We start from the raw sequence: 18,000 nt of genomic DNA, 5'->3' as shown, positions 1-18,000 counted from the left end.
GATGGCCTTCCGCATCGCACTGCTGGGAGGCAGCTACGATCCGGTGCATCTAGGTCATGTCGCGTTGGGCGAATACTTCGCCAATCTGCTGCAAGTCGACCAGTTGCGCGTGATCCCGACCGGACTGCCGTGGCAAAAGGCCTCGCTGAAAGCCTCGTCGCAGCAGCGCGCCGACATGGTGGCGCTGGCCTTTGCCGGCCGGCCGTTCAGCGTGGCGGTGGACATGCAGGAGATCGCGCGCGGCGCCCAGGGGCTGCCGACCTACACCATCGATACGCTGCGCAATGTGCGCGACGAATTGGGGCCGCAGGCCTCGGTGACCTTCCTGATGGGCGCCGACCAGCTGCAACGGCTCGACACCTGGCACCAATGGCAGGCGCTGTTCGACTACGCCCATATCTGCGTGGCGGCCCGCCCCGGCTATAACCTTGCCACCGCCGGCTTGCCGCCGGCCGTGGCCGAGGCGTTCACCAGCCGTTTGGGAACGCCTGAACAAATCCGTAACACGCCGCATGGTCTGACTTATCTGGCACAGGACTTCGCGGTGGATATCTCCGCCACCCAGATACGTGCGGCATTACAACGGGGGGAGCAGGCAAACTCGCTTATCCCGCCGCTAGTGCTAGACTATATTGAACAACACCATCTATACAAAAGCTAATGGACATCAAAAAACTGCAAACCCTGGTCGTTGACGCCCTCGAAGACGTTAAGGCCCAAGATATCGTCCTGTTCGACACGACCCACCTCACCAGCCTGTTCGACCGCATCGCGATTGCTTCCGGTACCTCCAACCGCCAGACCAAGGCGCTGGCCGCCTCGGTGCGCGACAAGGTCAAGGAAGCCGGCGGTGAAGTCTACGGCATGGAAGGCGAGGACACCGGCGAATGGGTGCTGGTCGACCTGGGTGACATCATTGTCCACATCATGCAAGCGCCGATCCGCGCCTACTACCGCCTGGAAGAGATCTGGGGCGACAAGCCGGTGAAGCTGGGCGCCGCCAAGCGCAAAGGCACCAAGGAAGCCGAAGAGGCCGAGCCGAAGAAGATCAGCAGCCACCTGGCCGCCGGCAAGAAGGCGGTCGCCGCCGAAGCCGTGGTCGAGAAGAAGACCGCCGCCCGCAAGCCGGCCGCCGCCAGGAAGGCGCCGGCCGTGAAGAAAGCCGCCGCCGACAAGCCGGCAGCCGTCGTCCCGGCCGGCAAAAAGGTGAAAGTCGGCGCACCGAAGGCCACCGTCGCCGCCGTCAAGGCACTGAAGGCGGCGCCGAAGCCGCGCGCCGCCAAACCCAAGGCGGAAGAAGCGCCAGCCAAGACCGTCATCAAGCGCATCAAAAAAGCGGCCGAGTAACCCCCCATGCAGCTGATCATCGCTGCGGTCGGCCACAAGATGCCGGCCTGGATAGAAACCGGCTACGCCGAGTATGTGAAGCGCATGCCGCCGGAACTAAAGATCGTGCTGAAAGAGATCAAGCCGGTCGAGCGTTCCGGCAGCAAGACCGCCGCCACCGCGATGGCGCTCGAACGCGAGCGCATCGAGGCGGCGCTGCCGAAATCGGTGCGCATCATCGCCCTCGATGAACGCGGCAAGGACCTCACCTCGGTGGGTCTGTCGCAGCAGCTGGAGGCCTGGCAGCAGGACGGCCGCGACACCGCCTTCCTGATCGGCGGCGCCGACGGCCTCGATCCGGCCCTGAAGGCGCGCGCGGAAGGCTTGATCCGGATTTCCAGCATGACCCTGCCGCATGGTATGGTGCGGGTGATGCTGGCCGAGCAGCTGTACCGTGCCTGGACCATTACGCAGAACCACCCTTATCACCGCGTCTAACAACAATCATATGAAACCGGTCGACAAGAAGATTTACCTTGCTTCCAAAAGCCCGCGCCGGCGCGAACTGCTGCGCCAGGTGGGGATCGATTTTGAATTGCTGCTGCTGCGCAGCGACGGCCCGCGCGGGCCGGACGTGACCGAGGAAGTCCATCCCGGCGAGGCGCCGCTCGACTACGTGGCGCGCGTGGCGCTGGAAAAAGCCAAGTTCGCCGCCGACCTGGTGACCCGGCGCCGCATGGCGCCGCGTCCGGTGCTGTCGGCCGACACCACCGTCACCATCGATGGCGCCATCCTCGGCAAGCCGGCCAATCCGGCCGAGGCCACGGCCATGCTGCAACAGCTGTCGGGCCGCACGCACCAGGTGCTGACCTCCATCGCGGTGGCCTCGGCCGACTTCGCGGGCCAGGTCACGCAGGTGTCGGAGGTGCGTTTCGGCGTGCTGTCGCCGGCCGCCATCGCGGCCTATTGCGCCTCGTCCGAGCCGTACGACAAGGCCGGCGGCTACGGCATCCAGGGCCCGGCGGCGCAGTTCATCGAGCACATCTCCGGCAGCCATTCCGGCATCATGGGCCTGCCCATCTTCGAAACCGTGCAACTCTTGCGTCAGGCAGGTTTGCCGCTCCCCTAGCCGCCTTGGTGGCGTGCCAGACTTCGGCCGTGTATCATCGGGGCATGAATGAAGATATCCTGATCAATATCACGCCGCAGGAAACCCGCGTCGCCCTCATCGTGCAGGGCGCCGTGCAGGAACTCCACATCGAACGCACCCTCACGCGCGGACTGGCCGGCAACGTCTATTCCGGCAAGGTGGTGCGCGTGCTGCCCGGCATGCAGTCGGCCTTTATCGACATCGGCCTGGAACGCGCGGCCTTCCTGCACGTGGCCGACATCTGGGAAGCCCGTCCCCACGACGGCGGCAACAACGCCGCGCCCACGCCGATCGAGAAAATCCTGTTCGACGGCCAGGTGCTGACGGTGCAGGTCATCAAGGACCCGATCGGCACCAAGGGCGCGCGCCTGTCGACCCAGATTTCGATCGCCGGCCGCATGCTGGTCTACCTGCCGCAGGACGGCCATATCGGCATCTCGCAAAAGATTGAAAAGGAAGCCGACCGCGAAGCGCTGCGCACGCGCCTGCAAAGCCTGCTGCCGCCGGAGGAAAAAGGCGGCTACATCGTGCGCACGCAGGCCGAGGAAGCGTCCGATTCCGACATCGCCGCCGACATCGAATACCTGCGCAAGACCTGGGCCGCCATCACCCATGGCGCCCGCACCAAACCGGCCACCACCCTGCTGCATCAGGACCTGAGCCTGGCCCAGCGCGTGCTGCGCGACTTCGTGCACGACGAGACGGCCACCATCCAGGTCGACTCGCGCGAGAACTACGTCAACTTGCAGGAATTCGGCAAGGCTTACACGCCGGGCGTGCTGCCGCGTCTTCATCACTACACCGGCGAGCGTCCGCTGTTCGACCTGTACGGCGTGGAGGAGGAAATCCTGCGCGCGCTGGGCCGGCGCGTCGACCTCAAGTCGGGCGGCTACCTGATCGTCGACCAGACCGAGGCCATGACCACCATCGACGTCAACACCGGCGGCTTTGTCGGCGGGCGCAATTTCGCCGACACCATCTTCAAGACCAACCTGGAGGCGGCGCACGCCATCGCGCGCCAGCTGCGGCTGCGCAACCTGGGCGGCATCATCATCCTCGACTTCATCGACATGGAAAACACCGAGCACCGCAACGCGGTGCTGACGGAATTGAAGAAGGCGCTGTCGCGCGACCGCACCAAGGTGTCGGTCAGCGGCTTCTCGGCGCTGGGACTGGTGGAGATGACGCGCAAGCGCACGCGCGAATCGCTGGCCCACATCCTGTGCGAGCCCTGCCCGGCCTGCAACGGCCGCGGCCAGGTCAAGACGTCGCGCACCATCTGCTACGAAATCCTGCGCGAGCTGCTGCGCGAGGCCAAGCAGTTCAACCCGCGCGAATTCCGCATCCTGGCCTCGCAGGAGGTGGTGGACATGTTCCTGGAAGAGGAATCGCAACACCTCGCCATGCTGGGCGACTTCATCGGCAAGAAGATTTCGCTCCAGGTGGAGAACAGCTACCATCAGGAACAGTACGACGTGATCCTGATGTAAGGACGAAAAAAATGCCCGCTCAGCGGGCATTTGTTATTGAGCGCGCGGCGCTTACTTGCGGGCGCGGCGACGGGCAACCACACCCATCAGGGCCAGACCGCCCAGCAGCATGCCGTAGGTCGATGGCTCAGGCACGGCCGAAATGGTCGAGAAGGCGCGGTAGTTGCTGATGCCGTTCGGCAGGCCGGTGAAGGTGAACAGCGAGTTGGCCGCGACCGGGGTGTTCCAGTGGAACACCAGCTCGCCGCCGCCGTAGTGAACGGCCAGATAGTCGAAGCTGGAGCTGGAGGTCACGTTAAAGCTGCCGGATTTACCGTTGCTCAGATCGTCAAAGCCGGTCAGCTTCAGCGAACCGGTGCCGGTCGACGGCAGGCTGAACAGCGATTCCACCAGCGTTTCGATTTTGTCCGTGCCTTGGCCACCCGCAGGGTTGCCGCTGTCATACACAAAAACGGTGGCGGCCGTCGGGGTGTAGGTGAAGCCGGTTGCGCTGCCGCTCAGGGCGATAGTGGTTGGTGCCGTCAGCTCTACCCAGCCCGACGATACGACAGGAGCAGGATTTTTTGCTGCGGAAGCGTAAGACGCCGTGGCTGCGAGCATGAGGCCGACTACGAAAGTTTTGCTGAGAGACATAATTTCTCCGGTCTGGTGGTTGGGTTGCAGATTATCACTGCGCCTATTTGATGAGTAACAATACCATCGGTTGATTTTGAGTGCAAGAAAAATAAGAATTTTTACCTCAAAACAACAAAAAAAGCCCGCCTGGGTGGCGGGCTTGTTGCAGTGCAATGTTGCTGCTTAGAACTGGTTCATGGTGTTGTCCTTGCCGGCCGCTTTCAGCGCCGCTTCGCCGCTGAAGTAGTCCTTGTGGTCGTCGCCGATGTCCGAGCCGGACATGTTCTGGTGCTTGACGCAGGCAATGCCCTGGCGGATTTCCTTGCGCTGCACACCCGCCACATAGCCCAGCATGCCCTGGTCGCCGAAGTAGTCCTTGGCCAGGTTGTCGGTCGACAGCGCGGCGGTGTGGTAGGTCGGCAGCGTGATCAGGTGATGGAAGATGCCGGCTTCGCGGGCGGCGTCGGCCTGGAAGGTGCGGATCTTCTCGTCGGCCACCTTGGCCAGCACGGTGTCGTCGTACTCCACGCTCATCAGTTGCGAACGCTCGTAGTTCGACACGTCCTGGCCGGCGGCCTTCATCGTGTCGTAAGCCTGCTGGCGGAAGTTCAGGGTCCAGTTGAACGACGGGCTGTTGTTGTACACCAGCTTGGCGTTCGGGATGACCTTGCGGATCTCGCTGACCATGCCGCCGATCTGGCCGATGTGCGGTTTCTCGGTTTCGATCCACAGCAGGTCGGCGCCGTTTTGCAGCGAAGTGATGCAGTCCAGCACGCAGCGCGCCTCGCCGGTGCCCGGACGGAACTGGAACAGATTGCTTGGCAGGCGTTTCGGACGCAGCAGCTTGCCGTCGCGCTTGATGATGACGTCGCCATTGCCCAGCGCGTCGGCCGACACTTCGTCGCAATCCAGGAAGGAATTGTACTGGTCGCCCAGGTCGCCCGGGGTGGTGGTGACGGCGATCTGCTTGGTCAGGCCGGCGCCCAGCGAGTCGGTGCGGGCGACGATGATGCCGTCGTCCACGCCCAGCTCCAGGAAGGCGTAGCGGATGGCGCGGATCTTGGCCAGGAAGTCCTCGTGCGGCACGGTGACCTTGCCGTCCTGGTGGCCGCACTGCTTCTCGTCCGACACCTGGTTTTCGATCTGGATGCAGCAGGCGCCCGCCTCGATGAACTGCTTGGCCAGCAGGTAGGTCGCCTCGGCGTTGCCGAAGCCGGCGTCGATGTCGGCGATGATCGGCACCACGTGGGTGACGTGATTGTCGATCTTGGCCTGGATGGCGGCTTTTTCAGCGGCCGGGGCGGCGTCCAGCTGGCGGAACAGGCCGCCCAGTTCGCGCGCATCGGCCTGGCGCAGGAAGGTGTACAGCTCCTTGATCAGCGCCGAGACGGCGGTTTTTTCGTGCATCGACTGGTCAGGCAGCGGGCCGAACTCGGAGCGCAGCGCGGCCACCATCCAGCCCGACAGGTAGAGGTAGCGGCGGTCGGTGCTGTTGAAGTGCTTCTTGATCGAGATCATTTTCTGCTGGCCGATGAAACCGTGCCAGCAGCCCAGCGACTGCGTGTATTTCGACGGATCCTGGTCATAGGCTTCCATGTCGGCGCGCATGATCTTGGCGGTGTACCTGGCGATGTCCAGGCCGGTCTTGAATTTGTTCTGCGCGCGCATGCGGGCAGCCGATTCGGGATTGATGGCGTTCCAGGCCGCACCTTGTTGCTCTTTCAGCGTTGCCACTGCCTTGATGTCGTCTTGATATTGGGACATTTTGATCTCCTAAAGTAAAAACACGAATAAGCTAAACCGCATGACTAAATAGTAGGCCATTCTGATGCGTCGCACCAAGTCTTATATAAGACACATAACTTAAATTTATTCGTTATTTTTCAAATAGATAGATCATATTTTTCGGTATATAAAACGACTTTTCAAAAAATGAGAAAAAAGATGCGGCAGCCCACCATGCCGCATCCCATGATATGAAACGACTTTTCTTATGCCGAGGTAACCACACTATTCAAGCGCCGCACCGCCTGCGCCGGCAGCACCAGCTTGCCGGCTGCAAGGTTCTGGCGCAGGTGCGCCTGCGACGAGGTGCCGGGGATCAGCAGGATGTTGGGCGCGCGTTGCAGCAGCCAGGCCAGCGCGGTCTGCATCGGCGTGGCGTCCAGTTCGGCAGCCACCTCGGCCAGGATGCCCGATTGCAGCGGCGAGAACCCGCCCAGCGGGAAGAACGGCGTGTAGGCGATGCCCTGCGCAGCCAGTTCATCGATCAGCGCGTCGTCGCCGCGATGCACCAGGTTGTACTGGTTCTGCACGCAGACGATGCTGGCGATGCCGCGCGCCTGTCTGACTTGCCGCGCGGTGGCGTTGCTGAGGCCGATATGGCGGATCAGGCCGCGCTGCTGCAAGCCGGCCAGCGCGGTGATGTGCGGCTCGATATCGCCTTCGGCCGGGCCCATCACATCAAGCATCAGGCGCATGTTGACCACATCCAGCACATCGAGGCCCAGGTTGCGCAGGTTGTCGTGCACGGCCGCCTCCAGCGCCTGCGGCGACTGCGCCGGCAGCCAGGCGGCATCGGCGCCGCGCAGCGCGCCGACCTTGGTGACGATGGTCAGATCATCGCGGTAAGGATGGAGCGCTTCGCGGATCAACTGGTTGGTGATGTGCGGGCCGTAAAAGTCGCTGGTGTCGATATGATTGACGCCGCTCTCCACCGCTTCGCGCAGCACCGCCAGCGCCTCCTCGCGGTTCTTCGGCGGACCGAACACGTGCGGTCCGGCCAGCTGCATGGCGCCATAGCCCATGCGATTAACGGTCAGGTCACCAAGTTGGAAGGTAGACATTTGTTTCTCCTGTAGACGGGTTGATGGGCACAGTCTAGGAGGCCAGGCGCTGTGCGACAATACATGGCAATGGCACAGCTTGTGCTGAAAACAGGACAATCGGACATGGCGGATTTACAGGACGTGGGCGCATTCGTCGCCGTGGCGCGGCATGGCGGCTTTCGCGAAGCGGCGCGCAAGACCGGCGGCAGCGCCTCGCAACTGAGCGAGGCGGTGCGGCGGCTGGAGGCGGGACTGGGGGTGCGCCTGCTGCACCGGACCACCCGCAGCGTGGCCGCCACCGACGCCGGCCAGCGCCTGCTGGAGCAACTGACGCCGGCGCTCGACGCGGTCGAAACCGCGCTGGACGTGGTCAACGGCTTCCGCGAGCGCCCCGCCGGGCGGCTGCGGTTGAACGTGCCGGTCAGCGCATCGAAGCTGGTGCTGCCGCGCATCCTGCCGGCCTTCCACCGCGCCTATCCGGACATCACGGTGGAAGTGATGGTCGACGACAGTTTCGTCGACCTGCTGCGCAGCGGCTGCGACGCCGGCATCCGCTACGGCGAGCGCATGGAGCAGGACATGGTGGCCACGCCCATCGGCCCGCGCCGGCAGCGCTTCGCCCTGGCCGCCGCCCCGGCCTATCTGCAAGCGCACGGCACGCCGAACAAGCCGCAGGACCTGCTGCACCACATCTGCCTGCGCGGCCGCTTCTCCAGCGGCGCCATGCCGCCGTGGGAGTTCGAGCACAAAGGCAAGAAGGTGCTGATCGAACCGGACGGCCCGCTGATCGTCAACCTCGGCGCGGCGGCCGATCTGAAGGTCGAGGCGGCGGTGGCTGGCGCCGGGCTGGTGTATCTGTTCGAAGACTGGCTCCAGCCCTGGTTCGAGCGTGGCGAACTGACGCCGGTGCTGGAGCGCTGGTGGCCGGCGTTCGAGGGGCCGATGCTGTACTACCCGGGCCGGCGCTACCTGCCGGCGCCCTTGCGCGCCTTCGTCGATTTTATCCAGGCCATGCGCTGGTGAAACTTTGCTGCACTGCCGCTAGCACTCTTTCAATGTTGGCGATATAGTCAATGCACAAATCACAACAAAGGAGACAGCATGACCATCAAACGGAAGTTTGCAGTGCTCTGTTTCATCCTGCCGTGCGCGCTGGCGCGGGCGGGCACCCATGAATCGGTGCCGCCGCCGGCGCCGGCCATCGGCGATTCGTGGACGTATCAATATACCGATGTCTGGAAAGGCGCCAAGGGCAACGTCAACCGCATCGAGGTGGCCGCCATCGACGAGGCCGGTGTCCATGTGGACATCCGCCGCGCAGCCAGCGGCGCCCTGCTCTCGACCCAGTTGTTCAGCCCGGAGATGAACCCCATCGACCGCGGCAGCATGCACTTCGCACCGTCGTTCGCGCGCTACGCCTTCCCGCTGGCGCCGGGCAAGGAATGGAGCAGCGACGTCACCGGCAACAATCCCAAGCAGGGCAAGAACTGGCGCTATCACATCAAGGGCAAGGTGCTGGACTGGGAAAAAGTACGGGTGCCGGCCGGCGAGTTCGACGCCCTGAAAATCGTGGTGGAAGCCACCTACAGCGCCGAGGACGCCTTCACCAAAAATGGCAGCGGCCAGCTGACCGAGACCGTGTGGTTCGTCCCCGAGATCAACAACTTCGTCAAGCTGGACTATCGCGACACCGACTGGCAGGGCCGGCTGTACAACCGCGACAGCTGGGAACTGACCACCTACGTGCGCAAGCAGTAACTCATTTCGAGATGCGCAGGATGGCCGACGCCAGCTTGGAGAAGCACGGCGTCAGGTCGGCCTGGGTGGCGGCGTAGCAGTACACGCCGACCGGCTTGGCGGCGTTGAAGCAGCGCGCCGGCGCATCGGTGGCGTTGGCCATGCATTTCAGGGTGTCCTCGCCCTTTTCCCCATCGGCGCCGGTGCCGGCTTTCAGGGCCGAACCCAAGCCCAGCGTAAACACATAAATCCCCTCGTCGCGCGACTTGGCCGCCATCGCCTCCACCAGGTTGCGGGCGGCGCGGTTGACGTTGCGGTAGGTGATGTCGCTGGTCACCACGCGCGGCGAGGCGGTCACGATCGGAAATTCGCGCGGCGCCGCCGGGTCGTTCCAGGTGTTGGTCTGGGTGTTGTGGGCGTTGTACCAGTCCGGCAGGGCCGACGCTTTCTTGGTGAGGTCGGCCGGGGTGCAGGTGCCGCCGATGTCGTCCGACTGCCGGTCCAGATAATACAGCCCGGTCGGCGTGCCCGAGCCATCGTCATCGGTGGCGATGGTGCCGGCGATCGGCAGGTTCTTGTTATCCTTGCAGTCGCCGCTGCTGTTCCACTTGAGCGTGGTGCCGAACGAGTTGGGCGCGCCGTCCGAGAAAAACACGATCACCCGCAGGTTGGAGCGGTTGTTGTTGGTGGTCGGCACGCTGTTGATCTGCTCGCGCGCGGCGTACATGCCTTCCGGCGAGGCGGTGGAACCGGTGAAGCTGTAGGCCTTGATGTGGGTGTTCATGCTGGCGCGGTCGAAGCCGCGCGCGATCGGACGGATCGGGTCGTCGATAATCGCGCCGTAGGAAAAGTGCAGCAAGCCCACGCGGTCACGCTCGACGTTGAACTGGTTGAGGAAGGTCTGCGCCGAGCTGCGCACATTGGCGGCCGAGCCGGACAGCGAGCCCGAGGTATCCAGCACCACCACCATGTCCAGGTCCTTGCGCCTGGTTTCGGTCAGCACGCCCGGCGACAGCGGGCCGGTGGCGAAGCCACCAAACAACGCGGTCGGCATGGTGGCCGAGGCGCTGACGGTGATGGTCACCTCGCTGGTGTTGAACACCACATTGATGTCGTTCAGGGTGGCGGTCGACATCAGGTAATTGGGCGGGAAGTTGGCGGCAAAGAAGCGCTGCCCGGCGGCCTTGGCGTTGGCGATCTGCTCGGTCTGATTGGCGCCGTTGCTGATGGCGCGCGCGGCCGCCAGCCCGGCGGCGTCGGTGGCGGCGTTCAGTTTGGACTTGACCATGTAACTGAGGCCGGCGCTGAAGGCCAGCCCCACCACCGCCAGCAAGGTGGTCAGGGAAATCACCACCATCACGGTGATGCCGCCGCGTTGTGCGTGCAAATTGTGCCGGTTGCGCATGGTCAGAATACCGTCATCGAGTAAAAGTCCGGGCCCAGCGTCGGCGTGCTGAAACTGCCGAAGCTAAAGGTCTGGAACAGCATGTTGAACTTGTAGAACACTTCCACCACGTAGATCACTTCGCCGTCGAGCAACTGGCCGCTCATCAGCGCCACCGAGGGCGCGCTGTTGCCGCTCGGGACCAGGCAGGTGCCGGCGGTGCCGCTGGCCCAGTTGCCGCAACTCCAGATCTTGCTGCCGGGGCCATAGCCGCTGACGCGGAAGCCGCGGTTGTTGACGCTGTCGTCCCAGCGGTACTGCTCCAGCACCACGCTCTTGGTGACGCCGTTGCTGGTCGAGCCCATGATGCGGGTGATGTAGATCATGCCCAGCTTGGTCATGTCGAGCGGCGGCGCCGAGGCCGCCAACTGGCCGATGATGGCCTGGGCGTTTTCCGACAGTTGCAGCTTGCCGCGCGAGGCCAGGTTGGCGCCCTCGCGGCCAAGGTTGATGATGATCATATTGGCTTGCAGCGCGCGCGCCACATCGATCAGGGCGATGAACAGCAACAGCAGGATCGGCAGCAGCAGCGCGAACTCGACGGCGGCGATGCCGCGCTGGCGCTGAGGGCGGCCGCGGCGCGCGCGCATCAGAAGGCCTCGTTCTGCATGGTGGCGGCCACGGTGAATTTGTACTCGCCGTTGGGGAAGAACACCGCCAGCAGCGGCGTGGCCAGCTTCCAGGTGCAGTCCAGCCGCAGCACCACGATGTCGCCGGGGCTGCCGAACATATTGGCGCTGTAGGCGCTGGTGCTGGCGTAGGTGGTGTTGTTGACCGAGATGACCGGGTTGACGGTGTCGAACATGCCCATCGAGCTGTTCCTGATCTGCTGCACCACCGCCAGGTAGCGCTGCTGGTTGCTGGCGGCCGGGTCCTTGTCGGTGCGGCCGGTGATGGCGTAGCGCGCGCCTTCGCGCACCGCGTACTGCATGGTCAGCGTGGTGTAGAACAGAATGCTGTACTCGATCACGCCGATCAGCAGCAGGAAGGCGATGGGCGCGATGATGGCCATTTCAACGACGGCCGAGCCGCGCTGGCGGCGCAGGAATGCGGGCACTTTCATGGTGTTGTGTCCGTGATACGGTGAGGGAAGCACAGGCGATTTAATTTTCGTAAAAGGCATCAAACACATGCGTACACCTGGCAGCGTATCACGCTCCGGCTAGACATTGCAGCGCTGTATGCGTAGACTCGATTGCGTTAGCAACAACTATCGAAACGCTATTTCGTTTAGTTTGCTTGTATGCGGAGACACGGCAGTGATAGCAGAGACCTCCAGCACCGCCCAGGGACGCGGCGACGCCACCGGCGCCTCGATGGTATTCGTCATGCGCCTGGTGCTGGCGCTGACCGCCATCCTGACGCTGTTTGTCGCTCCCGGCGACCTCGGCAACCGCCACGGCGAACGCAGCCTGCTCAGCTCACTGATCTTCGGCGGCTACCTGCTGCACAGCCTGACCTTGCTGCTGGTGGCGCGCCGCCACCGCACGCCGTTCTGGCACGGCAAGGCGGTGTACTGGATCGACCTCGGCTGGTATGCGCTGATGGTGTATTGCACCGGTGGCGGCAACAGCTTCTTCTTCCCCTTCTTTTTCTTTGTGATCCTGACCGCCTCGTTCCAGTGGGGCTTCGACGAGGGCGCGCGCATCACGCTGGGGGCGACGGCGGCGCTGGCGCTGGCCACCTGGCTCACCGACAGCAACATCAACCACGGCCACCTGCTGCTGCGCACCGCCTTCGTGCTGGCGCTGGGCTACATGATCGCCTACTGGGGCGGCATGGGGCTGGCGCAGCGGCGCCGCCTGCGCCTGCTGCGCGACGTCAGCCGCCTGTCCAATCCGCGCTTCGGCGTCGACCAGACCATCGCCACCATGCTGACGCAGACGCGCGACTTTTACCATGCCAGCAATTGCCTGCTGCTGATGCGCAACGCCGGCGACGAGCTGTGGCAGCTGCACTCGGCCGGCGTGGCGGGCGGCCGCGCCTCGCTGTCGCGTTTACCCGAGGCGGCCGCCGCGCCGTTGCTGGTGTTTGCGCCGCAGGCGCTGGTGCAATACGCGGCGGCGCTGCATGCGCGCCTGCCGGGCACGCTGGAGGCGCGCACCCGCGTGCCGGGCGAGACGCGCTGGCGGCCGCTGGCGCCGGACACGGTGGAACAGCTGATCGACTTGCTCGACGCCAGCTCCTTCGTCAGCGCGCCGCTGCCCTTGCGCAAGGGCGAGGGACGGATTTACGTGGTGTCGGACCGGCACCGCTTCACCCGCGCCGACGCCGTGTTCTTGCGACAGCTGGCGGCGCAGGTGTTTCCAGTGATCGAGAACATCGTGCTGCTGGACCGCCTGGCCTCGGACGCCGCCTTCCGCGAGCGGCAGAAAATCGCGCGCGACTTGCACGACACCACCATCCAGCCCTATATCGGCCTGCGCCACGGCATCAGCGCGCTGCGGCACGCGGTGCAATCGGATCACCCCGTCGCGGCCGAACTTGATAAACTGCTGGACATGACCACCCAGGTCATCGGCGATATGCGGCAGTTCGCCCGCAATGTGCGGCGCGGCGGCTCGCAGACCGACGCTGAGCTGCTGGTGGCCTTGCGGCGTCAGGCGCAGCAGCTGCAAGAGTTCTACGATATCCAGATCAGCATCCAGGCCGAGGAAGGCCTGACCATCGGTGACCGGTTGGCCGCCGAGGTGTTCCAGCTCGTGAATGAGGGCATGCACAATATACGCAAACACACCCGCGCCCGCAGCGGCACGATCAGCCTGAGCAATGCTGACGGCCAGCTGCGGATCCGCATCGAAAACGAAACCCCGGAAGGTCCGTCGGCCCCATTCCTGCCAGGATCGCTGGCCGAGCGCACCGCCGCGCTGGGCGGCACGATCGAGATCGACTGCGCGTCGCCCGGCGCGACCGCGGTGCGCATCGCCATTCCGGTATAACCGAGACAAGACCATGAGCGCTACGCCTATCCGCATCATGCTGGTGGACGACCACAAAACCATGTTGTGGGGACTGGAAAAACTGATCGAGGGCGGCGGCGGCGACTTGCAGCTGGCCGGCACCGCCCACAACAACGACAGCGCCTTGCAACAGGCAAGCGTGCTCAAGCCGGACGTGATCGTGCTCGACCTCGATCTGGAGGGGCGCAGCTCGATCGAGATCCTGCCGCAGCTGTTGCAGCAGAGCGGGGCCCGGGTGATGATCCTGTCGGGCAACCGCGACCAGGGCTTGCTGACGCAGGCGGTGCGGCTGGGCGCGCGCGGCGTGGTCAGCAAGGAAGCGCCGGCCGACGTGGTGCTGAACGGCATCCGCAGCGTGCACCGCGGCGAGACCGTGCTCGACCCGACCCTGATGAACGCCCTGCTGGGCCAGCTGTCGGCGCCGGCGCCCAAGGCCGATCCGGAGGCTGCCCGTATCGCCACCCTCACGCCCAAGGAGCGCAAGATCGTGGCGGTGGTGGTGGAGAGCAACGGCGCGCCCAACAAGGAGCTGGCCTCCAAACTCTTCATCGCCGAACCGACGCTGCGCAACAACCTCACCACCATCTACCAGAAACTGGGCGTGGCCAACCGCCTGGAACTCTACGTCTACGCCACCAAGCACAGCGTGTCATGACAAACGGTGACAAATGTCACGACAGAAAATGACGTTTGTCCGCTGTGGCGTGACAGCGGCGGGCGTAGAATGTCTTTCATCGGCAGCACACAAGCAGTACTAGAACCCGGACCCCGTTTTAGTTGAAGTCGCCGCGAAACGCTCTCAACCCTTTAAACGAAACGAGGTCCATCATGAACGCAATCAAAAACTTTATCCGTGAAGAAGACGGCATCACCGCCATCGAATACGCCCTGATGGCCGCCGCCATCGCCGCCGCCATCACCGCCGGCCTGGCCGTCCTCGGCCCCAAGATCACCGCCTCGCTGACCTATATCTCGGGCCTGATCAAGTCGTCCTGATAGGCACAGTCTCCTCGTAGTAAGCTCCTAGTTAGTCTTCATCCGGGACCACGGTCCCGGATTTTTTTTGCCCGCGAAAAAACCGTGACAAATGTCATCCCACATCGGGAGGTTTGTCCGATGTGCAATCCTGATGCGAACTCTACAATAAGCCTTTACCTCACCGTCCGAGCTCGGGAGCACCAATGCGCATTTCTTTCCTCCGTAACGACGACGGCGCCACGCTGCTGGAGTACGCATTGATTGCGGCGCTGGCTTCGGTGATCGTCATCATCGCCATCCTGGCGCTGCTGGGCGCCAGGACATGAATGCACACCGGCAGCACACTGCGTACAATGCATTCCATCAGCAGTGCCGCAAGACCTAAAACCCGAACCCCGTTTTAGTTGACGCAGTAACCCTTTACTCAACCAACTTTCACGAGGCTCACCATGAACGCAATCAAACACTTCATCCGCGACGAAGACGGCATCACCGCCATCGAATACGCCCTGATGGCCGCCGCCATCGCCGCCGCCGTCACCGCCGGCCTGGCCATCCTGGGACCGAAGATCACCGCTTCGCTGACCTACATCTCCGGCCTGATCAAATCCTCCTGAGCGACGCAGTAGCAACAAAATAATTTCCGGAACGGTACACGCCGTTCCGGAAATTTTCTATACACTAGTCTCGTCCGTTTCCTTTTCATAAGGCGACCCATGACTCTGCTGCCCCTGTTCATCCTGTGCCTCCTGCTGGCGCTGGCTGTCTGGAACGATTTGCGCACGCGCCGCATTCCCAACGCCCTGGTGTTCGGCGGCGCCCTGCTGGGCCTGCTCCTGAATACGGCGTTGCCCTCCGGCGACGGTCTCTTCATACAAGTCTTTGGCGGCATCGGCCTGTGGCAAGCGCTGGCCGGGCTGGCGGTCGGGCTGTGCCTGCTGCTGCCCATGTACGCCATGCGCGCGCTGGGCGCCGGCGACGTCAAGCTGATGGCCATGATCGGCGCCTTTGTCGGCCCCGGCGCGGTGGCTGGCATCACGCTACTGACCTTGCTGGCCGGCGGCGTGCTGGCGCTGGTGGTGGCCGGCTTCAACGGCCGCCTGCGCGTGATGCTGCACAACACCTGGCACATGATCAAGTACAGCATGCTGCGCTCGCTCGCGGGCGAGGTGCCGAAGATGGATGCGCCGGCCGCCGCCAGCGGGCGCCTGCCGTACGCGGTGGCGATCGCCGCCGGCGCCGCGCCCTACCTGATCGTGGGCGCGTCCAGCGGACGCAGCCTGTTCTTTTAAAGGACCCCATGACCACTCAGCAGACGACAGAATCCCCCGCCGAAGCGCGCGCCCCGCGCACCACGGAGGAAACGGGCCTGCCGTTTCTGTTCCTGGTCGAGCTGCTGTCCAAGGTCTTGTTCCAGCGCGGACAAGTCCGTCTGCCTGAACTGGCTAGCCATGTGAAACTCAGCATCAGCGTGATCACGCCGCTGGTCACCCATCTGCGCAACGAGAAGCTGTGCGAAGTCACGCGCAGCGGCAACAGCGGCACCGACGCCGACCTCACCTATCACCTGACGGAAGCCGGCACGCAGCGCGCCATCGCCTGCCTCAACCGCAATTCCTACGCCGGCCCGGCGCCGGTCACGCTGGCCGCCTATGTGGCGCAGATGGAGGCGCAAAGCGTGCGCCACCTGCACGTCACGCGCGCCGATGTGCAAGCCGCCTTCCACGACGTGGTGGCCAGCCCCCATGTGCTGGACCAGCTGGGCGCGGCCATGAATTCGGGCCGGGCGATTTTCATCTACGGCCAGGCCGGCAGCGGCAAGACTTTCCTGGCCGAGCGCCTGTGCGGCCTGCTGCGTGGCGCCATCGCCGTGCCCTACGCCATCATGATCGATGGCGAGGTGGTGCCGTTCCACGATCCGGTGCAGCACCGCCCGCTTTCCGGCGCGGCGCCGGCCGAGGACGGCGGCGAGCTGCTGCGTCCGCTCGATCCGCGCTGGGTGCGCGGCCTGCAACGCCCGACCGCGCTCACCGGCGGCGAGCTGACGCTGGAGATGCTGGACCTGCGCTTCGATCCCAACACGCGCCTGTATCAGGCGCCTCCCCATTTGAAAGCCAACAACGGCATCTTCATCATCGACGACCTTGGCCGCCAGCGCTGCTCGCCGCTGGAATTGATGAACCGCTGGATCGTGCCGATGGACCGTGGCGTCGATTATCTTTCGTTGCACACTGGTCTGGTTTTCCAGGTGCCTTTCGATGTGGTCGTGGTATTCTCGTCGAACTTCCTGCCGGAACGCTTATCGGATGGCGCCTTCCTGCGCCGGCTGGGATACAAGATCGAAGTGCCGCCGCAATCGCCCGCCGAATATGAGCAGCTGTTCCGCCAGGCCTGCGCGCAGTACGGCATCGCATTTGACGCCGCCGCCTTTGACTACCTGCTGAGCGGCCTGCATGCCAAGGATGAGACGCCGTTGCTGGCCTGCTATCCGCGCGACCTGATCCGCCAGGTGCGCGACCTGGCCCGCTACGAGAGCACGCCGCCCGCATTGACCCAGCGCTCGCTGGACTGGGCCTGGCACAACTACTTTGCCGGCGCCGGCGCCCGACGCGTCGCCGCCGAACAGCAGAAGAAGGAACGCGAACGCCGCGACACGCAAACCAATCCGCTCAACCAAGGAAGGCAAGGATGAGAAATACCCGTGCTCTGACAATGATAGGTGTGGCGCTGTTTCTGGCGCTGGCGGCGGTGGTGGTCGCCGCCCAGTGGATCGCCGGCCAGTCCGCCAGCAACAGCAACAAGGTGGCGGTGGCGCTGCTCGACATCAGCATGGGCGCGCGCATCACGCCGGAACTGGTGCACATGGTGGACTGGCCGGCCAGTTCGGTGCCGCCGGGCGCCATGACCGATCCGAAAGCGCTGGACGGCCGCATCACGCGCAGCAATATCCAGCGTGGCGAACCGATCACGGAGGGCAAGCTGGCGCCGGCCGGCACCTCGGGCGGCCTGTCGGCGGTGGTGGCCGAGGGCAAGCGCGCGATGACGGTGCGCGTCAACGATGTGGTGGGCGTGGCCGGCTTTGCGCTGCCGGGCAATTACGTCGACATTCTGGTGAATACGCAAAGCGACAGCGGCGGCGACCACACGGTGCGCGAGCAGGCGATTTCCAAGATTGTGCTGGAACGCATACTGGTGCTGGCCATCGCGCAGGAATCCAACCGCGACGATACCAAGCCGAAAGTCGTCAACGCGGTGACGCTGGAGCTGACGCCGGAGCAGGTGGAGAAGCTGGACCTGGCGCGCAGCGTGGGCACCCTCTCGCTGGTGCTGCGCAATCAGATCGATCCGAATTCGGCCAATACGGAAGGGGCGACCAAGAGCAGCTTGCTGGACGGCGTGCCGCCGGCCGCGCCGATCGCGCGCAACGCCGAAGCGCCGCCACCGGCCGCACCGCCACCGGTAGCCGCCGCAC

Annotated in this window: 21 protein-coding genes; 15 read left to right on the top strand and 6 right to left on the bottom strand. The window is 64.2% G+C overall.

Features of this window, described 5'->3' with window-relative positions:
* Position 1: 1 nt before the first annotated feature.
* From GM676_RS27690 to rng, 5 genes are read left to right on the top strand one after another with little or no spacing between them, the layout of a single operon-like run.
* Positions 2-661, top strand: coding sequence for a nicotinate-nucleotide adenylyltransferase (locus tag GM676_RS27690; protein WP_155467495.1), 660 nt, complete (start codon positions 2-4; stop codon positions 659-661).
* Positions 661-1,347 carry a ribosome silencing factor gene (rsfS, locus tag GM676_RS27685; protein WP_155467494.1) on the top strand — a complete coding sequence of 229 codons (687 nt, stop codon included), beginning with the start codon at positions 661-663 and terminating at the stop codon, positions 1,345-1,347. The genes GM676_RS27690 and rsfS overlap by 1 nt, the downstream gene beginning before the upstream one ends.
* Before the next feature lie 6 nt (positions 1,348-1,353).
* Entirely contained in the window at positions 1,354-1,824 is a 471-nt protein-coding gene (gene rlmH / locus GM676_RS27680; protein ID WP_072789839.1) for a 23S rRNA (pseudouridine(1915)-N(3))-methyltransferase RlmH, read from the top strand.
* Positions 1,825-1,834: 10 nt separating this feature from the next.
* Positions 1,835-2,455 carry a Maf family protein gene (locus tag GM676_RS27675; protein WP_155467493.1) on the top strand — a complete coding sequence of 207 codons (621 nt, stop codon included), beginning with the start codon at positions 1,835-1,837 and terminating at the stop codon, positions 2,453-2,455.
* Positions 2,456-2,499: 44 nt separating this feature from the next.
* On the top strand, positions 2,500-3,966 hold the full coding sequence (rng, locus tag GM676_RS27670) for a ribonuclease G (protein ID WP_155467492.1): 1,467 nt from the start codon (positions 2,500-2,502) through the stop codon (positions 3,964-3,966).
* A 51-nt stretch (positions 3,967-4,017) separates the two neighbouring features.
* On the opposite strand, the gene GM676_RS32460 is transcribed toward rng, so the two are convergent.
* From GM676_RS32460 to GM676_RS27655, 3 genes are all read right to left on the bottom strand, one after another.
* The gene (locus tag GM676_RS32460; protein WP_229262897.1) at positions 4,018-4,566 is read right to left on the bottom strand and encodes a PEP-CTERM sorting domain-containing protein; all 549 of its coding nucleotides are present in this window, start codon (positions 4,564-4,566) and stop codon (positions 4,018-4,020) included.
* Between the two features lie 198 nt (positions 4,567-4,764).
* Complete coding sequence (locus GM676_RS27660; RefSeq protein WP_155467491.1) at positions 4,765-6,345, bottom strand: isocitrate lyase; 1,581 nt, start codon at positions 6,343-6,345, stop codon at positions 4,765-4,767.
* 227 nt (positions 6,346-6,572) lie between these two features.
* A complete protein-coding gene (locus tag GM676_RS27655; protein WP_155467490.1) occupies positions 6,573-7,427 on the bottom strand; it encodes an aldo/keto reductase family oxidoreductase in 855 nt (284 codons plus the stop codon).
* 105 nt (positions 7,428-7,532) lie between these two features.
* On the opposite strand from GM676_RS27655, the gene GM676_RS27650 reads away from it, so the two are divergent.
* Positions 7,533-8,432, top strand: coding sequence for a LysR family transcriptional regulator (locus GM676_RS27650; protein WP_155467489.1), 900 nt, complete (start codon positions 7,533-7,535; stop codon positions 8,430-8,432).
* Positions 8,433-8,510: 78 nt separating this feature from the next.
* A complete protein-coding gene (locus tag GM676_RS27645) occupies positions 8,511-9,167 on the top strand; it encodes a DUF3108 domain-containing protein (RefSeq protein WP_155467488.1) in 657 nt (218 codons plus the stop codon).
* 1 nt (position 9,168) lies between these two features.
* On the opposite strand, the gene GM676_RS27640 is transcribed toward GM676_RS27645, so the two are convergent.
* The 3 genes from GM676_RS27640 to GM676_RS27630 are packed head-to-tail and all read right to left on the bottom strand — an operon-like array spanning position 9,169 to position 11,653.
* Complete coding sequence (locus GM676_RS27640; RefSeq protein ID WP_155467487.1) at positions 9,169-10,551, bottom strand: VWA domain-containing protein; 1,383 nt, start codon at positions 10,549-10,551, stop codon at positions 9,169-9,171.
* Positions 10,552-10,553: 2 nt separating this feature from the next.
* The gene (locus tag GM676_RS31890) at positions 10,554-11,180 is read right to left on the bottom strand and encodes a TadE/TadG family type IV pilus assembly protein (protein ID WP_211923303.1); all 627 of its coding nucleotides are present in this window, start codon (positions 11,178-11,180) and stop codon (positions 10,554-10,556) included.
* Complete coding sequence (locus tag GM676_RS27630) at positions 11,180-11,653, bottom strand: TadE/TadG family type IV pilus assembly protein (RefSeq protein ID WP_155467486.1); 474 nt, start codon at positions 11,651-11,653, stop codon at positions 11,180-11,182. The genes GM676_RS31890 and GM676_RS27630 overlap by 1 nt, the downstream gene beginning before the upstream one ends.
* Before the next feature lie 196 nt (positions 11,654-11,849).
* On the opposite strand from GM676_RS27630, the gene GM676_RS32840 reads away from it, so the two are divergent.
* From GM676_RS32840 to cpaB, 8 genes are all read left to right on the top strand, one after another.
* Positions 11,850-13,529 carry a sensor histidine kinase gene (locus tag GM676_RS32840; protein ID WP_155467485.1) on the top strand — a complete coding sequence of 560 codons (1,680 nt, stop codon included), beginning with the start codon at positions 11,850-11,852 and terminating at the stop codon, positions 13,527-13,529.
* Positions 13,530-13,542: 13 nt separating this feature from the next.
* A complete protein-coding gene (locus tag GM676_RS27620; protein WP_155467484.1) occupies positions 13,543-14,205 on the top strand; it encodes a response regulator in 663 nt (220 codons plus the stop codon).
* A 173-nt stretch (positions 14,206-14,378) separates the two neighbouring features.
* Positions 14,379-14,546: a Flp family type IVb pilin gene (locus GM676_RS27615; RefSeq protein WP_155467483.1), complete on the top strand. Its 168-nt coding sequence runs from the start codon at positions 14,379-14,381 to the stop codon at positions 14,544-14,546.
* 185 nt (positions 14,547-14,731) lie between these two features.
* The gene (locus GM676_RS27610) at positions 14,732-14,854 is read left to right on the top strand and encodes a Flp family type IVb pilin (protein ID WP_155467482.1); all 123 of its coding nucleotides are present in this window, start codon (positions 14,732-14,734) and stop codon (positions 14,852-14,854) included.
* A 123-nt stretch (positions 14,855-14,977) separates the two neighbouring features.
* Positions 14,978-15,145: a Flp family type IVb pilin gene (locus GM676_RS27605; RefSeq protein WP_155467481.1), complete on the top strand. Its 168-nt coding sequence runs from the start codon at positions 14,978-14,980 to the stop codon at positions 15,143-15,145.
* A gap of 99 nt (positions 15,146-15,244) precedes the next feature.
* A complete protein-coding gene (locus GM676_RS27600; RefSeq protein WP_155467480.1) occupies positions 15,245-15,820 on the top strand; it encodes an A24 family peptidase in 576 nt (191 codons plus the stop codon).
* 8 nt (positions 15,821-15,828) lie between these two features.
* Positions 15,829-17,220, top strand: a complete 1,392-nt coding sequence (locus tag GM676_RS27595) for an ATP-binding protein (RefSeq protein WP_229262896.1) — start codon at positions 15,829-15,831, stop codon at positions 17,218-17,220.
* Positions 17,217-18,000 (top strand): Flp pilus assembly protein CpaB (gene cpaB, locus GM676_RS27590; protein WP_155467479.1); only part of this gene is annotated, 784 nt, incomplete at its 3' end. The genes GM676_RS27595 and cpaB, both read left to right, overlap by 4 nt.

The organism is Duganella radicis (assembly GCF_009720825.1).
GTDB classification, from domain to species: Bacteria; Pseudomonadota; Gammaproteobacteria; order Burkholderiales; family Burkholderiaceae_D; genus Rugamonas; species Rugamonas radicis.
This window is presented reverse-complemented; position numbering and strand designations above follow the sequence as displayed.

Coding starts and splice junctions, on each gene's coding strand:
- GM676_RS27690 (WP_155467495.1), top strand. CDS start 2: ATGGCCTTCCGCATCGCACTGCTGGGAGGCAGCTACGATCCGGTGCAT.
- rsfS (WP_155467494.1), top strand. CDS start 661: ATGGACATCAAAAAACTGCAAACCCTGGTCGTTGACGCCCTCGAAGAC.
- rlmH (WP_072789839.1), top strand. CDS start 1,354: ATGCAGCTGATCATCGCTGCGGTCGGCCACAAGATGCCGGCCTGGATA.
- GM676_RS27675 (WP_155467493.1), top strand. CDS start 1,835: ATGAAACCGGTCGACAAGAAGATTTACCTTGCTTCCAAAAGCCCGCGC.
- rng (WP_155467492.1), top strand. CDS start 2,500: ATGAATGAAGATATCCTGATCAATATCACGCCGCAGGAAACCCGCGTC.
- GM676_RS32460 (WP_229262897.1), bottom strand. CDS start 4,566: ATGCTCGCAGCCACGGCGTCTTACGCTTCCGCAGCAAAAAATCCTGCT.
- GM676_RS27660 (WP_155467491.1), bottom strand. CDS start 6,345: ATGTCCCAATATCAAGACGACATCAAGGCAGTGGCAACGCTGAAAGAG.
- GM676_RS27655 (WP_155467490.1), bottom strand. CDS start 7,427: ATGTCTACCTTCCAACTTGGTGACCTGACCGTTAATCGCATGGGCTAT.
- GM676_RS27650 (WP_155467489.1), top strand. CDS start 7,533: ATGGCGGATTTACAGGACGTGGGCGCATTCGTCGCCGTGGCGCGGCAT.
- GM676_RS27645 (WP_155467488.1), top strand. CDS start 8,511: ATGACCATCAAACGGAAGTTTGCAGTGCTCTGTTTCATCCTGCCGTGC.
- GM676_RS27640 (WP_155467487.1), bottom strand. CDS start 10,551: ATGCGCAACCGGCACAATTTGCACGCACAACGCGGCGGCATCACCGTG.
- GM676_RS31890 (WP_211923303.1), bottom strand. CDS start 11,180: ATGCGCGCGCGCCGCGGCCGCCCTCAGCGCCAGCGCGGCATCGCCGCC.
- GM676_RS27630 (WP_155467486.1), bottom strand. CDS start 11,653: ATGAAAGTGCCCGCATTCCTGCGCCGCCAGCGCGGCTCGGCCGTCGTT.
- GM676_RS27620 (WP_155467484.1), top strand. CDS start 13,543: ATGAGCGCTACGCCTATCCGCATCATGCTGGTGGACGACCACAAAACC.
- GM676_RS27615 (WP_155467483.1), top strand. CDS start 14,379: ATGAACGCAATCAAAAACTTTATCCGTGAAGAAGACGGCATCACCGCC.
- GM676_RS27610 (WP_155467482.1), top strand. CDS start 14,732: ATGCGCATTTCTTTCCTCCGTAACGACGACGGCGCCACGCTGCTGGAG.
- GM676_RS27605 (WP_155467481.1), top strand. CDS start 14,978: ATGAACGCAATCAAACACTTCATCCGCGACGAAGACGGCATCACCGCC.
- GM676_RS27600 (WP_155467480.1), top strand. CDS start 15,245: ATGACTCTGCTGCCCCTGTTCATCCTGTGCCTCCTGCTGGCGCTGGCT.
- GM676_RS27595 (WP_229262896.1), top strand. CDS start 15,829: ATGACCACTCAGCAGACGACAGAATCCCCCGCCGAAGCGCGCGCCCCG.